The sequence below is a fragment of the Streptomyces rubrogriseus genome, assembly GCF_027947575.1.
In the GTDB taxonomy this organism is placed as follows: Bacteria; Actinomycetota; Actinomycetes; order Streptomycetales; family Streptomycetaceae; genus Streptomyces; species Streptomyces rubrogriseus.
Genome location: NZ_CP116256.1, coordinates 8,218,647 through 8,236,701, shown reverse-complemented (window position 1 = coordinate 8,236,701; position 18,055 = coordinate 8,218,647). Strand labels below are relative to the sequence as shown.

At 70.4% G+C, this 18,055-nt stretch carries 14 protein-coding genes and 4 tRNA genes; 9 read left to right on the top strand and 9 right to left on the bottom strand.

Translation table 11 applies throughout. The annotated features are described in order from the left end of the window. Positions 1 to 40: 40 nt before the first annotated feature. The 6 genes from Sru02f_RS37215 (at position 41) to purM (ending at position 6,681) form a co-directional block, all read left to right on the top strand. Positions 41 to 880, top strand: coding sequence for a M23 family metallopeptidase (locus Sru02f_RS37215; RefSeq protein ID WP_109029032.1), 840 nt, complete (start codon positions 41 to 43; stop codon positions 878 to 880). Between the two features lie 62 nt (positions 881 to 942). Next, the gene (locus Sru02f_RS37210) at positions 943 to 2,178 is read left to right on the top strand and encodes a hypothetical protein (RefSeq protein ID WP_109029031.1); all 1,236 of its coding nucleotides are present in this window, start codon (positions 943 to 945) and stop codon (positions 2,176 to 2,178) included. 74 nt (positions 2,179 to 2,252) lie between these two features. After that, on the top strand, positions 2,253 to 3,050 hold the full coding sequence (locus Sru02f_RS37205; RefSeq protein WP_109029030.1) for a maleylpyruvate isomerase family mycothiol-dependent enzyme: 798 nt from the start codon (positions 2,253 to 2,255) through the stop codon (positions 3,048 to 3,050). A gap of 72 nt (positions 3,051 to 3,122) precedes the next feature. Beyond that, the gene (locus Sru02f_RS37200) at positions 3,123 to 3,944 is read left to right on the top strand and encodes an META domain-containing protein (RefSeq protein WP_109029029.1); all 822 of its coding nucleotides are present in this window, start codon (positions 3,123 to 3,125) and stop codon (positions 3,942 to 3,944) included. Between the two features lie 62 nt (positions 3,945 to 4,006). After that, positions 4,007 to 5,533 carry an amidophosphoribosyltransferase gene (gene purF / locus Sru02f_RS37195; protein WP_109029028.1) on the top strand — a complete coding sequence of 509 codons (1,527 nt, stop codon included), beginning with the start codon at positions 4,007 to 4,009 and terminating at the stop codon, positions 5,531 to 5,533. Positions 5,534 to 5,613: 80 nt separating this feature from the next. Continuing rightward, on the top strand, positions 5,614 to 6,681 hold the full coding sequence (gene purM / locus Sru02f_RS37190) for a phosphoribosylformylglycinamidine cyclo-ligase (RefSeq protein ID WP_109029497.1): 1,068 nt from the start codon (positions 5,614 to 5,616) through the stop codon (positions 6,679 to 6,681). Positions 6,682 to 6,760: 79 nt separating this feature from the next. Here purM and Sru02f_RS37185 read toward each other — a convergent pair whose 3' ends face one another. Both Sru02f_RS37185 and Sru02f_RS37180 read right to left on the bottom strand, forming a co-directional pair. Next, positions 6,761 to 7,015, bottom strand: coding sequence for a DUF3073 domain-containing protein (locus tag Sru02f_RS37185; RefSeq protein WP_003974884.1), 255 nt, complete (start codon positions 7,013 to 7,015; stop codon positions 6,761 to 6,763). Between the two features lie 321 nt (positions 7,016 to 7,336). Then, positions 7,337 to 8,431: a Leu/Phe/Val dehydrogenase gene (locus Sru02f_RS37180; RefSeq protein WP_109029027.1), complete on the bottom strand. Its 1,095-nt coding sequence runs from the start codon at positions 8,429 to 8,431 to the stop codon at positions 7,337 to 7,339. Positions 8,432 to 8,670: 239 nt separating this feature from the next. Between Sru02f_RS37180 and Sru02f_RS37175 the strand changes: the two genes are divergently transcribed. Then, complete coding sequence (locus Sru02f_RS37175; protein ID WP_109029026.1) at positions 8,671 to 9,522, top strand: hypothetical protein; 852 nt, start codon at positions 8,671 to 8,673, stop codon at positions 9,520 to 9,522. 533 nt (positions 9,523 to 10,055) lie between these two features. Continuing rightward, positions 10,056 to 10,262, top strand: a complete 207-nt coding sequence (bldC, locus tag Sru02f_RS37170) for a developmental transcriptional regulator BldC (RefSeq protein ID WP_003949541.1) — start codon at positions 10,056 to 10,058, stop codon at positions 10,260 to 10,262. 441 nt (positions 10,263 to 10,703) lie between these two features. Here bldC and Sru02f_RS37165 read toward each other — a convergent pair whose 3' ends face one another. The 7 genes from Sru02f_RS37165 to Sru02f_RS37135 form a co-directional block, all read right to left on the bottom strand. Next, positions 10,704 to 10,898 carry a DUF6274 family protein gene (locus tag Sru02f_RS37165; protein WP_109029025.1) on the bottom strand — a complete coding sequence of 65 codons (195 nt, stop codon included), beginning with the start codon at positions 10,896 to 10,898 and terminating at the stop codon, positions 10,704 to 10,706. Between the two features lie 378 nt (positions 10,899 to 11,276). After that, positions 11,277 to 11,351: transfer RNA gene (locus tag Sru02f_RS37160), tRNA-Asp, on the bottom strand. 93 nt (positions 11,352 to 11,444) lie between these two features. Then, complete coding sequence (gene hrpA, locus Sru02f_RS37155; RefSeq protein ID WP_109029024.1) at positions 11,445 to 15,428, bottom strand: ATP-dependent RNA helicase HrpA; 3,984 nt, start codon at positions 15,426 to 15,428, stop codon at positions 11,445 to 11,447. A 118-nt stretch (positions 15,429 to 15,546) separates the two neighbouring features. After that, positions 15,547 to 15,620 (bottom strand) — tRNA-Phe (locus Sru02f_RS37150). 24 nt (positions 15,621 to 15,644) lie between these two features. Beyond that, a tRNA-Asp gene (locus Sru02f_RS37145) sits at positions 15,645 to 15,719 on the bottom strand. A gap of 34 nt (positions 15,720 to 15,753) precedes the next feature. After that, positions 15,754 to 15,826 (bottom strand) — tRNA-Glu (locus Sru02f_RS37140). Positions 15,827 to 15,906: 80 nt separating this feature from the next. Further along, the gene (locus tag Sru02f_RS37135; RefSeq protein ID WP_167469256.1) at positions 15,907 to 17,592 is read right to left on the bottom strand and encodes a metallophosphoesterase family protein; all 1,686 of its coding nucleotides are present in this window, start codon (positions 17,590 to 17,592) and stop codon (positions 15,907 to 15,909) included. 71 nt (positions 17,593 to 17,663) lie between these two features. On the opposite strand from Sru02f_RS37135, the gene Sru02f_RS37130 reads away from it, so the two are divergent. After that, on the top strand, positions 17,664 to 18,014 hold the full coding sequence (locus Sru02f_RS37130; RefSeq protein WP_011029427.1) for a metallopeptidase family protein: 351 nt from the start codon (positions 17,664 to 17,666) through the stop codon (positions 18,012 to 18,014). Positions 18,015 to 18,055 lie beyond the last annotated feature (41 nt).

Genomic DNA, 18,055 nt, shown 5'->3' with positions numbered 1-18,055 from the left:
CAGGAGGGTCAGGACCGTCACGAGCAAGGGGGAACGAACGATGTCCGCACGCAAGCTCGCCATGATCACTTTCCGGGTGCTCCAGCTCGTCTTCCTGGCCCTGGTGGTCGTCGGCGTCCTCTTCGACCCGGGCTTCCCGTGGTGGAGCGTCTTCCTGCCGCTGGTCCTCGCGTACGTCCTCATCACGGTGGTCAACCGCTGGAACGGCGGCGCCCCGGACGCGCCCGGCAGGTCCCCCGAGCCCGTGGAGGTCGCCCCGCCCGTCACCGGCCGCTGGTCCGCGCTGAACAGCCCGGCAGACCGCACCCCGAGCCACGGCGTCCACGCCTACGGCCAGACCTTCGCCATCGACCTCGTCGCCGAGCCGGAGCCCGGCGCCCGCCCCGGCTTCCGAGCCCTGTGGCCGCTCGCCCGGCGCAGCCGCGACTTCCCGGCGTTCGGCGCCCCGGTCCTCGCGGTGGCCGACGGCACGGTCGTACGCGCCGACGACGGCCAGCGCGACCACCTGGGCCGCACCTCGCTGCCCGCGCTGCTATACCTGATGCTCGTCGAGGGCTCGGTGCGGGAACTGGCGGGGGTCCGCCGCATCGTCGGCAATCACCTGGTGCTGGAAGCAGCCGACGGTACGTACGCCCTGTACGCCCACGTCCAGCGAGGCTCCTTCGCCGTCCGGGAGGGCGACCGCGTCCGGGCCGGCCAGGTCCTCGCCCGGTGCGGCAACTCCGGCAACTCCACCGAGCCGCACGTCCACTTCCAGCTGATGGACGGACCCGACCCGGACACCGCGCGGGGCGTCCCCTTCACCTGGACCGGCATCGGCGTCCCGCGCAACGGCGAGGTCTTCGACGTACCGGAACCGGCCCCCGCCTCTCCCGAGTAGGCACCTGTTAGGTTCGTCCGTGATCGCGGCTCCCACGGGGGCTGCCGGGGGACGGGGGAGCGGTGCGGATACCGGACGGGGTGCGCAGGACGGTCAACGTCGTGCTGTGCCTGGCCGCCGTGGTGGCCATCGGCTGGAGCGGCCGGGAGATCTGGCTGGTGTGGAACAACCACCGGCAGATCGACGCGGCCTGCGGGGGACTCGTCCCGGCGGGCCGGGTGCTGGACCTCTCCGAAGCGGGCGGCACCATCACGCACCGGAAGCTCGACGACGGCAGCTTCGACCCGGACACGGGGATCCCGCACGACTGCGAGATCTTCAGCACGGAGGCCGGTGAACGGGCCGGCACCGACACCGGTACCCGCTGGTTCTTCACCGGCGCGATGGGCGTCCTGCCGGCCGGCCAGCCTCGGATCGCGGACGCGCCGAGGAACGGCCCGCTCGACATACTCGGCCGGGCCACCTACCCGCCGCAGCCCCTGGGCGGCGACATCGCCGGCCGCGTCACCGACTCCTCGGTCACCGTGCAACTGCCGTGCGAGGAAGGAACGACGGAGGACAAGTCCGTGCGGGCCCTGTGGGCGCGGGCCGAGTTGATGCCGCGGCGCGGCAGCCAGGTGAGCGGCCACGACCGCGACGTCCTCGCCGACACGGCCGTGGAAACCGCCAACAACCTCGCCGACCGGCTCGGCTGCGCCGACCGCCTGCCGGACGCCCCGGACCACGTGCCCGCCCTGACCGCGGGGCCCGTCCCGGCGGCGCGGGCGGAGGGAACCTGCGCCTGGTACGGGAAGACCGGCCTCGCCGGCCGGTCGCCCTACCCGGACGAGGTCATCGAGAGCCGCACCGACGGCCGGGTGTGGGACGAGAGCTGCGGTCTCGTGCTCTCCCTCGGCCACGCCGACAGGGTGTACGCGAAGCTGGCCGACGCGCACGACTGGCTCAGCACCCCGGACACGCCGGGCGAGTGGTTCGTCTCCCTCCACACCTACACCGGCCCGGTCGCCGAGAACCTCCAGCTCGCCAGCACCGACGACGGCGAGACCCCGGAACCGGCGGTCCCCGGGAAGGCGGGCCGCGGCGCCACGGACCCGGTCTGGTGGGCCTCCTCCGTCTGCGACGGCCGTCCCCAGGTCCACACCATGACCCTCGGCCACCCCGGTTACGCCAAGCTGGTGGCCTCGCGGATGGAGGACGTCTTCCGCGCCTACGTCGACGACGTGACCACCCGCCGCCACTGCGCGGACGTCGTCTTCCCCGGCCACGACACGTTCCGGGCCGACTGGGGCGAGTCCTAGAGAACGGACTGGGGCGAGTCCCGGAAGACGGACTGGGCCGAGCCCTGGAGAAGGGACTGGTTAGGCTCGCCGCCATGCCGCCCGCCAGGAAACGCCCCCGCGCCTACGACCCCGCCCGTACCCGTGCCGCCGTCCTCGCCCAGTTCGGTCACGTACGGGCGGCCGTCCGCGGCCTCACCCCCGAGCAGCTCGGTCTGCCGACCCGGCTCGGGGAGTGGAGCGTGCGGGAGCTGGTCGCGCACGTCGGGATGGCGCTGACCGCCGTGGACCGGCTGCTGGGGGAGCCCGAGCCGGTGCGGCAGGACGGCCGGCTGCTCGACTGGCCGTTCGCCATCGCCGCCGACGCGGACGCCATCGCCGGGACGGCCCGGCGGCTCGCCGCCGAGCACCCCGATCCCGACGCCCACCTCGCCGAGGTCGAGCGGCGCTTCACCGAGCGGCTCGACACCCACCCCGGAAGCAGGCTGCTCCCCACCAGCGCGGGCGCCCTGCCGCTGGCCGACTACGTCGTCACCCGCACCGTCGAGCTGGTCGTGCACACCGACGACCTGAACGCCGCGGTCCCCGGCCTCGACATCCCGTACGACCGGCAGGCGCTGGCCGCCGCCACCCGGCTGCTGGCCGACGCGCTCGCGGTGAAGGCTCCCGGCGGCTCGACGGAGGTACGGATCCCGCCGTACGCGGTCGTGCAGTGCGTCGAGGGTCTCCGGCACACCCGGGGCACCCCGCCCAACGTCGTCGAGACCGACCCGCTGACCTGGATCCGGCTCGCCACCGGACGGCTGGCCTGGAGGGACGCCCTGGACGGGGCGAAGGTGAGCGCGAGTGGGGAGCGGGCCGATCTCGGGCCGCTGCTGCCGCTGCTGAGCTGAGCGCGGGCCGGGGAGAGGCGGAGAACCGGACGGACGACGGAACCGGACCTTCCTCGTCTCCGTCGAATCGGCATGTACAGGCAGAAGCAGCAGCGCAGCATGACCCTCACTGCGGCGGCCGTCGTCGCGCTCGTCCCGCTCGCCGCGGCCTGCGGGAGCGAGAAGGCCGACGGCACCGGCAGTGGTTCCGTCGGCGCGGACGGACCGCGCGTCACCGGTGTCCGGTGGAGCATCGACAGCGTCACGGTCGACGGCACCACCCACCGGGCGCCGGACGCGGCACACGTACGGATCGACGACGGCGGCGAGGCCGCGGGCAGCACCGGCTGCAACGGCTTCAGCGCCCGTGCCGCCGTCGAGGACGAGGGCGGGGGCGACGGCCAACGGGTCCGGCTCAGCGACGCCCTGTTCACCGAGAAGGCCTGCGCCAAGACGCCCGCCGACTTCGAGAAGTCCCTCGGCCGCGCCCTCACCACCGGCCCCCTCACCACCAGGAGCGAGGGCGACCGCCTGACCCTCACCACCGCCGACGGCGACACGGTCCGGCTCAGCAGGTCCGAGGACGCGTCGCTCCACGGCACGACGTGGGTCGTGGACGCCCCGGGCCGGAAGGGCGACGAGGGCCGCGCCCGGCTCACCTTCGACCAGGACGCGAAGACCGTCTCCGGGCGGCTCCCCTGCAACCACGTCAACGCCAGGGCCACCGTCAGCGACGGGCGTATCACCCTCGGCACCCCGTCCACCACCCGAATGATGTGCGAAGGCTCACTCATGGCCGCCGAGAAGCGGCTGCTGGGCCTCTTCGACGGCAAGGTCGACTACCGGATCGATCATGAAACCCTCACGCTGACCAGCGAAGACGGTGTCACGGTCCGCGCCGTCGCCGATCGGTGATCCATGAGTGGGCCCGCATCCCCAATTCGGACCAGTGGTCGATCTCGCCTACACTCGAAGGCGTGCCACGTGGTGACGGTCGACTCAATCACGATCTGCTTCCCGGCGAGAAGGGCCCCCAGGACGCTTGCGGCGTCTTCGGTGTCTGGGCTCCGGGCGAAGAGGTCGCAAAGCTCACGTACTTCGGGCTGTACGCCCTCCAGCATCGGGGCCAGGAATCCGCGGGAATCGCGGTCAGCAACGGCTCCCAGATCCTCGTCTTCAAGGACATGGGCCTGGTGTCCCAGGTCTTCGACGAGACCTCGCTCGGTTCGCTCCAGGGTCACATCGCGGTCGGTCACGCCCGCTACTCGACCACCGGTGCCTCCGTGTGGGAGAACGCCCAGCCGACGTTCCGTGCCACCGCGCAGGGTTCCCTCGCGCTCGGGCACAACGGCAACCTCGTCAACACCGCCCGGCTCGCGGAGCTGGTCGCCGAGCTGCCCAAGCAGGACGGCCGCTCCACCCGCGTCGCGGCGACCAACGACACGGACCTGATCACGGCCCTGCTCGCGGGTCAGGTCGACGAGGACGGCAAGCCGCTGACCGTCGAGGAGGCGGCCGGCCAGGTGCTGCCCCAGGTGCGCGGTGCCTTCTCCCTCGTCTTCATGGACGAGCACACCCTCTACGCGGCCCGAGACCCGCAGGGCATCCGCCCGCTGGTCCTCGGCCGCCTCGAGCGCGGCTGGGTGGTCGCCTCCGAGTCCGCCGCCCTCGACATCTGCGGCGCGAGCTTCGTCCGGGAGATAGAGCCGGGCGAGTTCGTCGCCATCGACGAGAACGGTCTGCGCACCTCCCGATTCGCGGAAGCGAAGCCCAAGGGCTGTGTCTTCGAGTACGTGTACCTGGCCCGCCCGGACACCGACATCGCCGGCCGCAACGTCTACCTCTCGCGCGTCGAGATGGGCCGCAGGCTGGCGAAGGAGGCCCCCGCGGAGGCCGATCTGGTCATAGCGACCCCGGAATCCGGCACCCCCGCCGCGATCGGCTACGCCGAGGCCTCCGGCATCCCCTTCGGCAACGGCCTGGTGAAGAACGCCTACGTCGGCCGGACCTTCATCCAGCCCTCGCAGACCATCCGCCAGTTGGGCATCCGTCTGAAGCTGAATCCCCTGAAGGAAGTCATCAAGGGCAAGCGGCTGGTCGTCGTCGACGACTCCATCGTCCGCGGCAACACCCAGCGGGCCCTGGTCCGCATGCTCCGCGAGGCGGGCGCCGCCGAGATCCACATCCGGATCTCGTCCCCGCCCGTGAAGTGGCCCTGCTTCTTCGGCATCGACTTCGCCACCCGCGCCGAGCTGATCGCCAACGGCATGAGCGTCGAGGAGATCGGCACCTCGATGGGCGCCGACTCCCTGGCGTACATCTCCATCGACGGCATGATCGAGGCGACCACCATCGCCAAGCCGAACCTGTGCCGCGCCTGCTTCGACGGCGAGTACCCGATGGAGCTTCCCGACCCCGAGCTGCTCGGCAAGCAGCTCCTGGAGACCGAGCTGGCCGCCGGGCCCGCCGGTACGGCCGCCGCCGACGCCATCCGTCGCCCGTAGCCGTCCGTTTCCCCGGATCGCCCGGCTCCCACATGGTTTCCATGGCCTCCCTGCCGTACGACACGAAGGTTCACATCGTCATGCCTGACACAACTGGTGCCAGCTACGCAGCAGCCGGCGTCGACATCGAGGCGGGCGACCGCGCCGTCGAGCTCATGAAGGAATGGGTCAAGAAGACGCGGCGCCCCGAGGTCCTCGGCGGCCTCGGCGGCTTCGCCGGCCTCTTCGACGCCTCCGCCCTCAAGAACTACGAGCGCCCGCTGCTCGCCTCCGCCACCGACGGCGTCGGCACCAAGGTCGACATCGCCCGGCAGCTGGGCGTCTACGACACCATCGGCCACGACCTGGTCGCGATGGTCATGGACGACATCGTGGTGTGCGGTGCCGAGCCGCTGTTCATGACCGACTACATCTGCGTCGGCAAGGTCCACCCCGAGCGCGTCGCCGCGATCGTCAAGGGCATCGCCGAGGGCTGTGTGCTGGCGGGATGCGCCCTGGTGGGCGGCGAGACGGCCGAACACCCCGGCCTGCTGGGCGCGGACGACTTCGACGTCGCCGGCGCCGGTACGGGCGTCGTGGAGGCCGACCGGCTGCTCGGCCCGGATCGCATCCGTACGGGTGACGCGGTGATCGCCATGGCGTCCTCCGGGCTTCACTCGAACGGGTACTCGCTGGTCCGCCACGTCCTGCTGAACGAGGGCGGCCTGGCGCTCGACGCCCACCTGGACGGTCTCGGCCGCACCCTCGGCGAGGAGCTGCTGGAGCCGACCAAGATCTACTCCCTGGACTGCCTGGCCCTCATGCGCACCGCCGAGGTCCACGCCTTCAGCCACGTCACCGGCGGTGGACTCGCGGCCAACCTGGCCCGCGTGATCCCCGACGGCCTGCACGCTGTGGTCGACCGGTCCACCTGGACCCCGGGCGCGGTCTTCGACCTCGTCGGCCGGACCGGCAAGGTGGAGCGCCTGGAGCTGGAGAAGACCCTGAACATGGGCGTGGGCATGATCGCGATCGTGCCCGAGGAGTCGACGGACGTGGCCCTGACAGCCCTCGCCGACCGCGGTGTGGACGCCTGGGTGGCCGGCGAGATCACCGACCGCGCAGACCACGAGAGCGGCGCGGCACTGGTGGGCGACTACGCCGCCTGAGGTGCCGCGGATGCCCGCGGGTAGCACAGAACCCGGTCGGTGACAGAGGTCACCGACCGGGAAGGTGTTCAGTGCAAGGTCAAGCGCCGCGTCGCTGTTGGGATGGGGACTGGCCGTCCTCGTCCTCGTCGTCGTCCTCATAGAGGTCGGCGTACTTTGCGTACACGTCGTCGTCCTGCTCATCGTCCTCGAATTGCTCGCCATTCGGCGGTTGCGAATTCGACGGCGATGCGCCCAGCTCCTCGGCCAGGCGGGAGAGATCAGTCCCACCGCTGTTGTACTTCAGCTGGCGGGCGACCTTCGTCTGCTTGGCCTTGGCCCGGCCGCGCCCCATGGCTCGACCCCCTCAACGACGGGGCTCGACGGCCCCAGAGTCTTGACACGCGTTCATGGTCCGGAACGGGCTCTCCGCAGAGAGACCGGTCCGTAGGGCTTCCACGGTACCTGAGCCCACGCCCATACGGTACGTCGCCCGCACCACGTGGCCCTGCCCAGGACCCTCGAGGCGCCCCGTCCTCGCTGGTCAAAGGCGATTTTAACCACCTTTCGACGGTCGACCCGCCGGGATAAGTGAGAGTTCTCTCCAACTGCCCCCCGACGGGTACCGGTCAAACCCCGCGAAGATCCTGCCGGGCCACCGTCCGCGACCGTCGGATCACGGCCGGGGACGGGCCTCCGCCATCCGCTGCTCGGCGATCCGGTCGGCCGCCGCGGCCGGCGGAATACCGTCCTCCTTCGCACGTGCGAATATGGCCAGCGTGGTGTCGTAGATCTTCGAGGCCTTCGCCTTGCACCGGTCGAAGTCGAACCCGTGCAGCTCGTCGGCGACCTGGATGACACCGCCGGCGTTCACCACGTAGTCCGGCGCGTAGAGGATCCCGCGGTCGGCGAGGTCCTTCTCGACGCCCGGGTGGGCGAGCTGGTTGTTGGCCGCGCCGCACACCACCTTGGCGGTCAGCACCGGCACGGTGTCGTCGTTCAGCGCGCCGCCGAGCGCGCAGGGCGCGTAGATGTCCAGGTTCTCCACCCGGATCAGCGCGTCGGTGTCGGCGACGGCGACCACCGACGGGTGCCGCTCCGTGATCCCGCGCACCACGTCCTTGCGCACGTCCGTGACGACGACGTGGGCGCCCTCGGCGAGCAGGTGCTCGACCAGGTGGTGGCCGACCTTGCCGACGCCCGCGATGCCGACGGTGCGGTCGCGCAGCGTCGGGTCGCCCCACAGGTGCTGGGCGGCGGCCCGCATGCCCTGGTAGACGCCGAAGGAGGTGAGCACGGAGGAGTCGCCCGCGCCGCCGTTCTCCGGGGAGCGACCGGTCGTCCAGCGGCACTCGCGGGCCACGACGTCCATGTCGGCGACGTAGGTGCCGACGTCGCACGCGGTGACGTAGCGGCCGCCCAGCGAGGCGACGAACCGGCCGTAGGCGAGGAGCAGTTCCTCGCTCTTGATCTGCTCCGGATCGCCGATGATCACGGCCTTGCCGCCACCGTGGTCCAGACCGGCCATGGCGTTCTTGTACGACATCCCGCGGGCGAGGTTCAGCGCGTCGGCGACGGCCTCCGCCTCGCTCGCGTACGGGTAGAAGCGGGTACCGCCGAGCGCGGGGCCCAGGGCGGTGGAGTGGATGGCGATCACGGCCTTGAGGCCGCTGGCACGGTCCTGGCAGAGCACGACTTGCTCATGTCCCCCCTGATCCGAGTGGAACAGGGTGTGCAGTACATCAGCAGGTGCGCCGTTTACGTCGGTCACGGTGGTGACTCCTGTGTAGGTGCGGCGATGGGTGGCAGGCCCCGTGAAGGTGGCGGGGACTGTGGCACGAGATTAGAGCCTGGGTGTACCGGCCCGCCGCACAGTGCTCAGGATCACCTCCGCACGGAGTACGGGCGTGCGACGATTTGCAGAGATTCCCGCGCGTTTGTGATCCGTTTCCTTAGGTTTCCGCAGGTTCTCGCAGGTTTTCGCGTCGGCGCGCGGGGGAGGGAGCAGGCGTGCCCAAGGTGTCCTCGGTGATCGTCCCGTACGCGGCGTACCTGCGCGTGTACGAGCCGCTGGCGGCCTTCCCCGAAGAGGAGCGCGCCCACTGGACCCGCTACGCCCGCCGCCCCGACCGGCCCTCGTACCAGGACGAGCTGCGCCGCTCGCTGGCCGACCTGCTGCCCACCCCGCCGGTGGCGGTGCCGGTGCACGAGAGCGCCGACGCCTTCGTGACCGAGGTGGACGGGGTGGTCTGCGTCTGCCCCTGGCGGACCCGGCTGCGCGGCTGGCAGGCCCTGGGCGAGGTGGCCGAGGACTTCCCGGAGCCGGTCCTGGACGCCCTGATCCCACCCGTCGTACGCCGCCAGAGCGCGCAGGACTACGAGCGCTGGCTGGCGCGCAACCCGGACGCCCGGCCCTGGATCCGCACGGCCACCTGGCAGGTGCCGATCAACTGGTTCGTGCTGGTCTCCGACGCGGAGCGGGAGTACGACGAGGGCGGCGGCGACGAGGCGGCGGCCGCACCGGTGCTGCGCTACCGCACGCCCATGGTGCAGGCCCGCCGACGGGTGGCCCGAGGGCTGCGGGCCCTGCGGGAGGCCGTGGACGAGGGGCCGCTCATCGACGGCCTGGTCGATGTGGGGCGCTGGCTGGAGGAGTTCCACCCGCGTTCCCTGGTCGAGCTGGACTACGGCGGGCTGGTGCACGCCCTGCCGGCCGGTGAGTTGGAGGCCGACCACTCCGCGGCGGACGTGGCCGAGGGGATCGAGGCGCTGCGCCACGGCGACGGGGTCGCCGCGGGGGCGGCGTACGGGCGGCTGGTGGAGCGCTGGCGGGCGGTCCGGGACCGGCGCTCGGCGAACTGACGTTTGACGTACCGCCCGATGTGGGGTTTCGTCTTCCGCTCCGACACCCGCCCCGTGTGGGCTGATCTCCCGCCGACAAGGGACGTAGGTCCCGATCCGGGCGTTTGAGTCAAGCGTGACGGACCGCACGTACATCACTCTTGCGCCGCTTCCCCCTCCTCATGCCAAAATAGGACAAGGAGCCCGGGGAGGGCTCCTTCCGTCCTGCCGTGATGCACTGTGGGTGGAATCTCAGCATTGCACGCTTTGGGGGGTCTGGTGACTCCTGAGCGCCCCTGTGACTGATCGTCACAGTGGCGTGACTGTCCGCTATGGCATGGTCCATCGGCTTCCGTCGCTGATGAACACCTGGGAGGGCAATTCCATCGGTTTGGCCGACGCGGCTGGACAGATGGTGTAGTTGTAGTGCCGAGGACAAGCCGTTCGTCCTATAACCGACTCGACTCGCGTCCGCCATTTCGGGCAACGCGGGTCAAGGTGCAGAATTTAGAGGAATGAACCGAGAAGGTTCGGTTCTCCCGAGGAGGCCGCTCATGACCGCTCGCACCCCTGATGCCGAGCCGCTGCTGACCCCGGCTGAGGTCGCCACCATGTTCCGCGTCGACCCGAAGACGGTCACGCGCTGGGCGAAGGCCGGCAAGCTCACGTCGATCCGCACGCTCGGCGGGCATCGCCGCTACCGCGAAGCCGAGGTCCGCGCTCTGCTCGCGGGCATTCCGCAGCAGCGCAGCGAGGCCTGAACAACTGAATAACCGGGCAGAACGGCGGGTCCCCCAACCTGTCGCGGCGCCCGGAACCACAGCTCCAAGCGACGCCGTCCCTGCCCCAACAGAGGTGCGTCGTTGATCGCGCTGGACTCCGCCGGGTCCAGCGCGATTTTTTTTGTGCCCGGGCCCGGGTGTGTGTCCGGGTCGGTGTCCGGGTTCGTGTCCTGTCCTGTGTCCGGGCTTGTCGGAGTCTGGGGAGGGGTGTCGGATCCGCTGTGCGGGCGCTGCGAAGGTGGTGCAATTGCACATATTAAATTGATCAGTTGTAGGGGAGTCGTAAGTGCCACGGTTCCAAAAACTCATGCGGTGACACCCGTCACATGCCGCGGCGGTTGTTGGATCCGGCGCCGGTGCGCTAATGGAGGCGTGGCCTCCAGGAGGTCTGCGGAGCAAGGGTGTTGGGGCCGCGCGGTTTCATGCCGTGGACGCGCTCCCGTCGTCGACGCCCTCTTGACGGCCTGTCGGAGACTGTGGGGTCGGCGAGTCCAGTGCGAGCCGCAGGAGCCGGTGACAGATGGGGCAGTGGCGCGTCACGTGTCCGTACGACGACGCGGCCGACAGATGCGCGCGGAGCAGGGCCCGCGTCTCGTGCCTGACCGATGTCGCCATACGCCACCTCCGGGGGCCACACGGGGGTTGTGCCCTGTCTTTGGAGTACCGAGCGAAAGTGACGCCGTCAAGGCCGCGAGAGGCGCCCTGAGGGCCACTCAGGGCGTTTGACGGCCCCGGACCGTCCCCGGCAACGAAGGAGCCCCACATCGATTGCCCGGTGCGGGGCGTTCCCTGCGGTTCCGACGGGACACGAAGAAGCCCCGCGCCGATCACTCGGGCGGGGCCTCTTCACTGCGGTCCTGACGGGATTTGCTGTGTCCCATTGCGGCTGCGCCGCGGGCGCGGCCTCCACCTTGACAGGGTGGCGGGCAGGTTGTGTGGGGTGCTGGACGACGAAGCCCCGCGCCGATTACTCGGTGCGGGGCTTCTTTGCTGCGGTCCTGACGGGATTTGAACCCGCGGCCTCCACCTTGACAGGGTGGCGAGCACTCCAAACTGCTCCACAGGACCAGGTTTCGCGGCGCTTTTTCTGCGTTGCGCTGCGAGAAGAGACTGTACAGGAGGGTGGGCCGCCGGTCGAACTCACCCTCCGTACGGGCTTCGTCACGGCGCGAGGGCGTCGATGGCCTTCACGATCCGCTTGTCGGAGACGGGGTACGCCGTGCCCAGCGCGTGGGCGAAATAGCTGACCCGCAGCTCCTCGATCATCCAGCGGACGTCCAGGACCTGCCGGGGCACCGGCCGCCCCTGCGGCATCTGCTCGAGGAGCCACGCGTACTCGTCCCGCATCTCGTGGACCTTCTCCATGCGGGACGTGTCCCGCTGCACACCGGTCGGCATCTGCTGCAGCCGGCGGTCCGCGGCGACCAGGTAGCGCATCAGGTCCGGCAGCCGCCCGATCCCCGCCTCCGTCACGAAGCCGGGCTTCACCAGCGCGTCCAGCTGCCCCCGCACGTCCTGGAGGTTGGCCAGCAGCGCCGGGCTGCGTACCGCCTTCAGACGGCGCTCGCAGGCCTGCCAGGCCGCCAGCACCTGCTGCACCTGGCCCACCGTACGGACGGTGGTGTCGACGATCTCCGCGCGGACCTTGTCGTAGAGCTTGCGGTACGACTCCTCGTCCCAGGCCGGGCCGCCGAAGTCCGCGATCAGCCGGTCCGCCGCCGCCATGGCGCAGTCGTCGAACAGGGCCTGGATCGAACCGTGCGGATTCGCGGACAGGCCCAGCTTCTGCTGGTTGGTCAGCTTTTCGGACGCGAACTTCGCGGGGTTGACCGGGATGTTGCGCAGGATGAGCCGCCGGGTGCCCCTCCACATCGCCTGCGCCTGCTCGGCCTCGGTGTCGAAGAGGCGGACGGAGACGGTGTCCGCCTTCGGCCCGTCGTCCACCAGCGCCGGGTACGCCTTCACCGGCTGACCGGCCCGGCGGGTCTCGAAGACCCGGGTCAGCGTGCCGATCGTCCAGTCCGTCAGCCCGGAGCGTTCCAGGGACTCGCCGCCGCTGCGCTCCGCGGTGGCTGCCGCGGCCTGCGACAACGCCTTGCGGGCCTTCGGGCGCAGCCGGAGCTTCAGCGCCTCCAGGTCCTTGTCCTCGGCCAGCTTGCGGCGCCGCTCGTCAACGATCCGGAACGTGATCTTCAGGTGGTCGGGGACCTTCGACCAGTCGAAGTCCTCCGCGTCGAACGGCACCCCCACCATGCGCTTCAGCTCCCGCGCCATGGTCACCGTCAGCGGCTCCTGAAGGGGCACGGCACGGTCCAGGAACGCCTGGGCGTAGTTCGGCGCGGGTACGTAGTTGCGGCGGACCGGCTTGGGCAGGGAGCGGATCAGCTCCGTGACGACCTGCTCGCGCAGGCCCGGGATCTGCCAGTCGAAGCCCTCGTCCGTGACCTGGTTGAGCACCTGGAGCGGCACGTGCACGGTCACGCCGTCGGCGTCCGCGCCCGGCTCGAACTGGTACGTCACCCGGAACTTCAGCGGCCCCTGCCGCCAGGAGTCCGGGTAGTCGTCCTTGGTGACCGCCCCCGCCTTCTCGTTGATGAGCATCTCGCGCTCGAAGTCGAGGAAGTCGGGCTGCTCGTGCCGCTTGTGCTTCCACCACGAGTCGAAGTGCGCACCGGAGACGACGTGTTCGGGCACCCGCTGGTCGTAGAAGTCGTACAGCGTCTCGTCGTCGACCAGGATGTCCCGGCGCCGCGCCCGGTGCTCCAGCTCCTCGACCTCGGTCAGGAGCCTGCGGTTGTCGGCGAAGAACTTGTGGTGGGTGCGCCAGTCGCCCTCCACCAGGGCGTTGCGGATGAACAGCTCGCGGCTGATCTCCGGATCGATCCGCCCGTAGTTCACCTTGCGCTGCGCCACGATCGGTACGCCGTACAGCGTGACCTTCTCGTACGCCATCACCGCCGCCTGGTCCTTCTCCCAGTGCGGTTCGCTGTAGGTGCGCTTGAGGAGGTGCCCGGCGAGCGGCTCCACCCACTCGGGCTCGATCTTCGCGTTGACGCGGGCCCAGAGCCGGGAGGTCTCCACCAGCTCCGCCGACATCACGAACCGCGGGGGCTTCTTGAAGAGCGCGGAGCCCGGGAAGATCGCGAACTTGGCGTTGCGCGCGCCCAGGTACTCGTTCTTCCCCGTGTTCCTCCCGCCCTCCCCTCCGGCGTCCTTCACGTCCTTCATGCCGACGTGCGAGAGCAGCCCGGCCAGCAGGGACACGTGGACGCGGTCGTCGGGTGCGGGGTGCTCCTCGTCGTTGAGGTGGATGCCCATCTGCCTGGCGACGGTGCGCAGCTGCGTGTAGATGTCCTGCCACTCGCGGATGCGCAGGAAGTTCAGGTACTCCTGCTTGCACATCCGGCGGAAGGACGACGAACCGCGTTCCTTCTGCTGCTCGCGCACGTACCGCCAGAGGTTGAGGAAGGCGAGGAAGTCGCTGCTCTCGTCCTTGAACCGGGCGTGCTGCTGGTCGGCCTGGGCCTGCTTCTCCGCCGGGCGCTCGCGCGGGTCCTGGATGGACAGGGCGGCGGCTATGACCATGACCTCGCGGACACAGCCGTTCTTGTCCGCCTCCAGCACCATCCGGGCGAGCCGCGGGTCGACGGGCAGCTGGGCGAGCTTGCGGCCGGTGTCGGTGAGCCGCTTGCGTACGTCCTTCTGCGCCGGGTCGAGCGCGCCCAGCTCCTGGAGCAGCTGCACGCCGTCGCGGATGTTGCGGTGGTCCGGCGGGTCGATGAAGGGGAACTTCTCGATGTCGCCGAGGCCGGCCGCGGTCATCTGGAGGATGACGGAGGCGAGGTTGGTCCGGAGGATCTCCGCGTCCGTGAACTCCGGGCGGGCGGTGAAGTCGTCCTCGGAGTACAGCCGGATGCAGATGCCGTCGGACGTACGGCCGCAGCGGCCCTTGCGCTGGTTGGCGCTGGCCTGCGAGACGGGCTCGATGGGCAGCCGCTGGACCTTGGTGCGGTGGCTGTAGCGGGAGATGCGGGCGAAGCCGGGGTCGATGACGTACTTGATGCCCGGCACGGTGAGGGAGGTCTCGGCGACGTTGGTCGCGAGGACGATCCGGCGTCCGGTGTGCTGCTGGAAGACGCGGTGCTGCTCGGCGTGCGAGAGCCGCGCGTACAACGGCAGTACTTCCGTGAATCTGTACTTCTTCTTCTCCAGCGCGTCGGCCGTGTCCCGGATCTCGCGCTCGCCTGAGAGGAAGACGAGGATGTCGCCCTTGCCCTCGCCCATCAGCTCCTCGACGGCGTCGGTGATCGCCGTGATCTGGTCGCGGTCGGCGTCGTCGCCGTCCTCCTCGAGGAGCGGCCGGTAGCGCACCTCCACGGGATAGGTGCGTCCGCTGACCTCGACGATCGGGGCGTCGCCGAAGTGGCGCGAGAAGCGCTCCGGGTCGATGGTCGCCGAGGTGATGACGACCTTCAGGTCCGGCCGCTTGGGCAGCAGCTGGGCGAGATAGCCGAGCAGGAAGTCGATGTTGAGGGACCGCTCGTGGGCCTCGTCGATGATGATCGTGTCGTAGGCGCGCAGCTCGCGGTCGGTCTGGATCTCGGCGAGCAGGATGCCGTCCGTCATCAGCTTGATGAAGGTGGACTCCGGGTTCACCTGGTCGGTGAACCGCACCTTCCAGCCGACGGTCTCCCCGAGCGGGGTGTCCAGCTCGTCCGCGACCCGCTCGGCGACGGTGCGCGCGGCGATCCGGCGGGGCTGGGTGTGCCCGATCATGCCGCGGACGCCACGGCCCAGCTCGACACAGATCTTCGGGATCTGCGTGGTCTTCCCGGACCCCGTCTCACCGGCGACGATGACGACCTGGTGATCACGGATGGCCGCCGCGATCTCGTCCTTCTTCTGGCTGACCGGGAGCTGCTCGGGGTAGCTGACGGCCGGCACGCGCGCCCGGCGCTCGCCGATGCGCTGCTCGGCCTTGGCCACCTCCGTCTCGATCTCGGCGAGGACGGCGGCGCGGGCCTCCGGCTTGCGGATCTTCCGCGCACCCTCCAGCCTGCGGCCGAGCCGGTGCGCGTCGCGCAGCGACAGCTCGGTCAGCCGGGGGGCGAGGGTGCCGAGGGCGGGGGCAGGATGCGTAGACATACGGGTTCCAGGATCTCATCCTCGGGAAAAACCTGGCGAACGCTTTTGCCGCGGCGTCGGCCCAGGCAACGCAGGCAACTACAACAAGGCCCCGATCCGGGGATCGGGGCCTTTGCTGTGGCTGGGGCCGGGGTCGAACCGGCGACCTATCGCTTTTCAGGCGATCGCTCGTACCAACTGAGCTACCCAGCCGCGAGGTTTCACGTGAAACCTCAGCGGTCCTGACGGGATTTGAACCCGCGGCCTCCACCTTGACAGGGTGGCGAGCACTCCAAACTGCTCCACAGGACCAAGCTTCGTACGACAGTGTCGCACATGTACTGCGTGCCCCCAACGGGATTCGAACCCGTGCTACCGCCTTGAAAGGGCGGCGTCCTAGGCCGCTAGACGATGAGGGCTATCGGCCCGCCTGGGCGCTTCGCAGCGCGTCGGGGACGTGAGAAGCATATGGGATGGCGAGAGGTATCGCCAAAACGGTTTACGGAGTGCTGGGGGCGGGGCTGCCCGGGGCAGTGGGGGAGGCGCCGGTGCCGGAGGGGGACGGGCCGGTGCCGGAGGGAGAGGGGCTGGTGGCGGAGGGAGAGGGGCTGGTGGCGGAGGGGGACGGCGTCGCGCCCGGCTGGTTCTCCTTCGGCAGATGGCGGCTGACCTCGGCCGTAGTCAGGCCCAGGCCGCCCAGCTCGATCTCGTCCCAGGCCTGGAGGCGCCGGGTGTCCCGGTCGAAGTAGAGGATGGACGCCTGGATGGGGTCGGGGTACTTGCCCTCGACCGCGCGCAGGCCGCTGCCACCGGTGGAGCCCTCGACGCGCAGCCGGGTGCCGTACTTCATGACCTCCATGTCCTCGTGGTGGATGTGCCCCGCGAGCACGAGGGGCACATCGCCGTCGACCTCGCGGGCGGCCGACGGTTCGTGGGCGACGGCGATGTCCACGGGGGTGCCGGCCGCGCTCTGGTCGCGCAGGGCGGAGGCGAGGCGGGCGCCGGCCAGTTCCTGGGAGGCCTCGGCGCCGTCCGCCTTGGAGCGGTCGGGGGTGTACTGCGGGTCGCCCATGCCGGCGAAGCGCAGGCCCGCGACGGTCCGGGCGTGGCCGTCGTCCAGGACGTGCACGTTCTTGAGGTGCTTCAGGTACTCCTGGGTGCCGCGGGAGTCGTGGTTGCCGCGGACCCAGACGTAAGGGGCGCCGAGGTCCTCGATGGGGTCCAGGAAGCCGTTCTCCGCGGCCGTGCCGTGGTCCATCGTGTCGCCCGAGTCGACGATCACGTTCACCTTGTACTGCTCCACCAGCGAGGCGATGATCTTCCAGCTCGCCGGGTTCAGGTGGATGTCCGACACGTGCAGGACGCGGATCGTGGTCGGGTCGGGCTGATAGGCGGGGAGCGTCGAGGTGACGTCGTAGAGCTTGGTCACGTTGGTGACCAGCCGGGCCAGCTCCTTCTGGTAGACGTCGAACTCGGTCACGATGCTGCGCGCGTTGCCGACCAGGGAGGGCGCGGAGGAGAGCAGTCCGGAGAACTTCGGCTCCAGGACGGAGTCGGGGTTCCAGGTCGCGTAGGCGGTGCCGCCGGAGGCGACCAGCAGGGTGAGCGCGAGTCCCCCGGCGGCGAGCGCGCGCCGGGGGCGGCGGTAGACGACGAGGCCGAGGGCCGTGGCGCCGGTGACGACGGCCACGCAGGAGCGGACGGCGAGGTCGAGCGTGCCGTGCTCGACGTCCTGGGCGACCTCGTCCTGGAGCCCGGAGAGGCGTTCGGGGTGGTCGACGAGGGCCTGGGCGCGGGCGGGGTCGAGCTGGTCGACGTTGACGTCGAGGCGGACCGGGGCGACGTGGCTGTCGAGCTGGAGGGCGCCCAGCGGCGAGACGTTGATCTTCGTACCGCCGGCCAGCGACGGGCGCAGGGTCATCGTCGTGTTCATGGGGCCGACCGGGGCCCGGACGTTGCCGACGACCAGCAGCCCCAGCCAGGCACCGAGCAGGACGACGGCGACCAGACCGGCGGCCCGGGTCCAGGGGTGTGAGCGGGCGGCGAGTTCGGGGGTGGCGGACGCGGGCCGGCCGCGGCGTGCGCGCCGGTCGCGGTAGCGGCGGGTGAGGATGCGCGGGATGTTGCGGATGGGGTTCATCACCTCGGCCAGGGCGTGCGGGGCTGCGGCGGGGACGCGGGCCATTGGTCCCGTATGCCCGTGGCCCGGGGCGGATATGCGGGTCGTACTCCACGGTCGTACCCGACAATGGTCCTGTGCTGGAGATGACGCGCGAGGAGTTCGAGGAACTGGTCGCCGAGGCCCTGGACCGGATCCCGCCGGAGCTTACGCGGCTGATGGACAACGTCGCGGTGTTCGTCGAGGACGAACCGCCGGCGGACGATCCCGAGCTGCTCGGGCTGTACGAGGGGACGCCGCTGACGGAGCGCGGGGAGTGGTACGCGGGCGTGCTGCCGGACCGGATCACCATCTACCGGGGGCCGACGCTGCGGTTCTGCGCGACGCGTGAAGACGTGGTCGCCGAGACCGAGGTGACGGTCGTTCACGAGATCGCCCACCACTTCGGGATCGACGACGCGCGGCTGCACTCCCTCGGGTACGGGTGACGCGCGCCCGGGTGCGGACGGGGTGCCCCGGGTACGGGTGA

Coding starts and splice junctions, on each gene's coding strand:
- Sru02f_RS37215 (WP_109029032.1), top strand. CDS start 41: ATGTCCGCACGCAAGCTCGCCATGATCACTTTCCGGGTGCTCCAGCTC.
- Sru02f_RS37205 (WP_109029030.1), top strand. CDS start 2,253: ATGCCGCCCGCCAGGAAACGCCCCCGCGCCTACGACCCCGCCCGTACC.
- Sru02f_RS37200 (WP_109029029.1), top strand. CDS start 3,123: ATGTACAGGCAGAAGCAGCAGCGCAGCATGACCCTCACTGCGGCGGCC.
- purM (WP_109029497.1), top strand. CDS start 5,614: ATGCCTGACACAACTGGTGCCAGCTACGCAGCAGCCGGCGTCGACATC.
- Sru02f_RS37185 (WP_003974884.1), bottom strand. CDS start 7,015: ATGGGGCGCGGCCGGGCCAAGGCCAAGCAGACGAAGGTCGCCCGCCAG.
- bldC (WP_003949541.1), top strand. CDS start 10,056: ATGACCGCTCGCACCCCTGATGCCGAGCCGCTGCTGACCCCGGCTGAG.
- Sru02f_RS37165 (WP_109029025.1), bottom strand. CDS start 10,898: ATGGCGACATCGGTCAGGCACGAGACGCGGGCCCTGCTCCGCGCGCAT.
- hrpA (WP_109029024.1), bottom strand. CDS start 15,428: ATGTCTACGCATCCTGCCCCCGCCCTCGGCACCCTCGCCCCCCGGCTG.
- Sru02f_RS37135 (WP_167469256.1), bottom strand. CDS start 17,592: ATGGCCCGCGTCCCCGCCGCAGCCCCGCACGCCCTGGCCGAGGTGATG.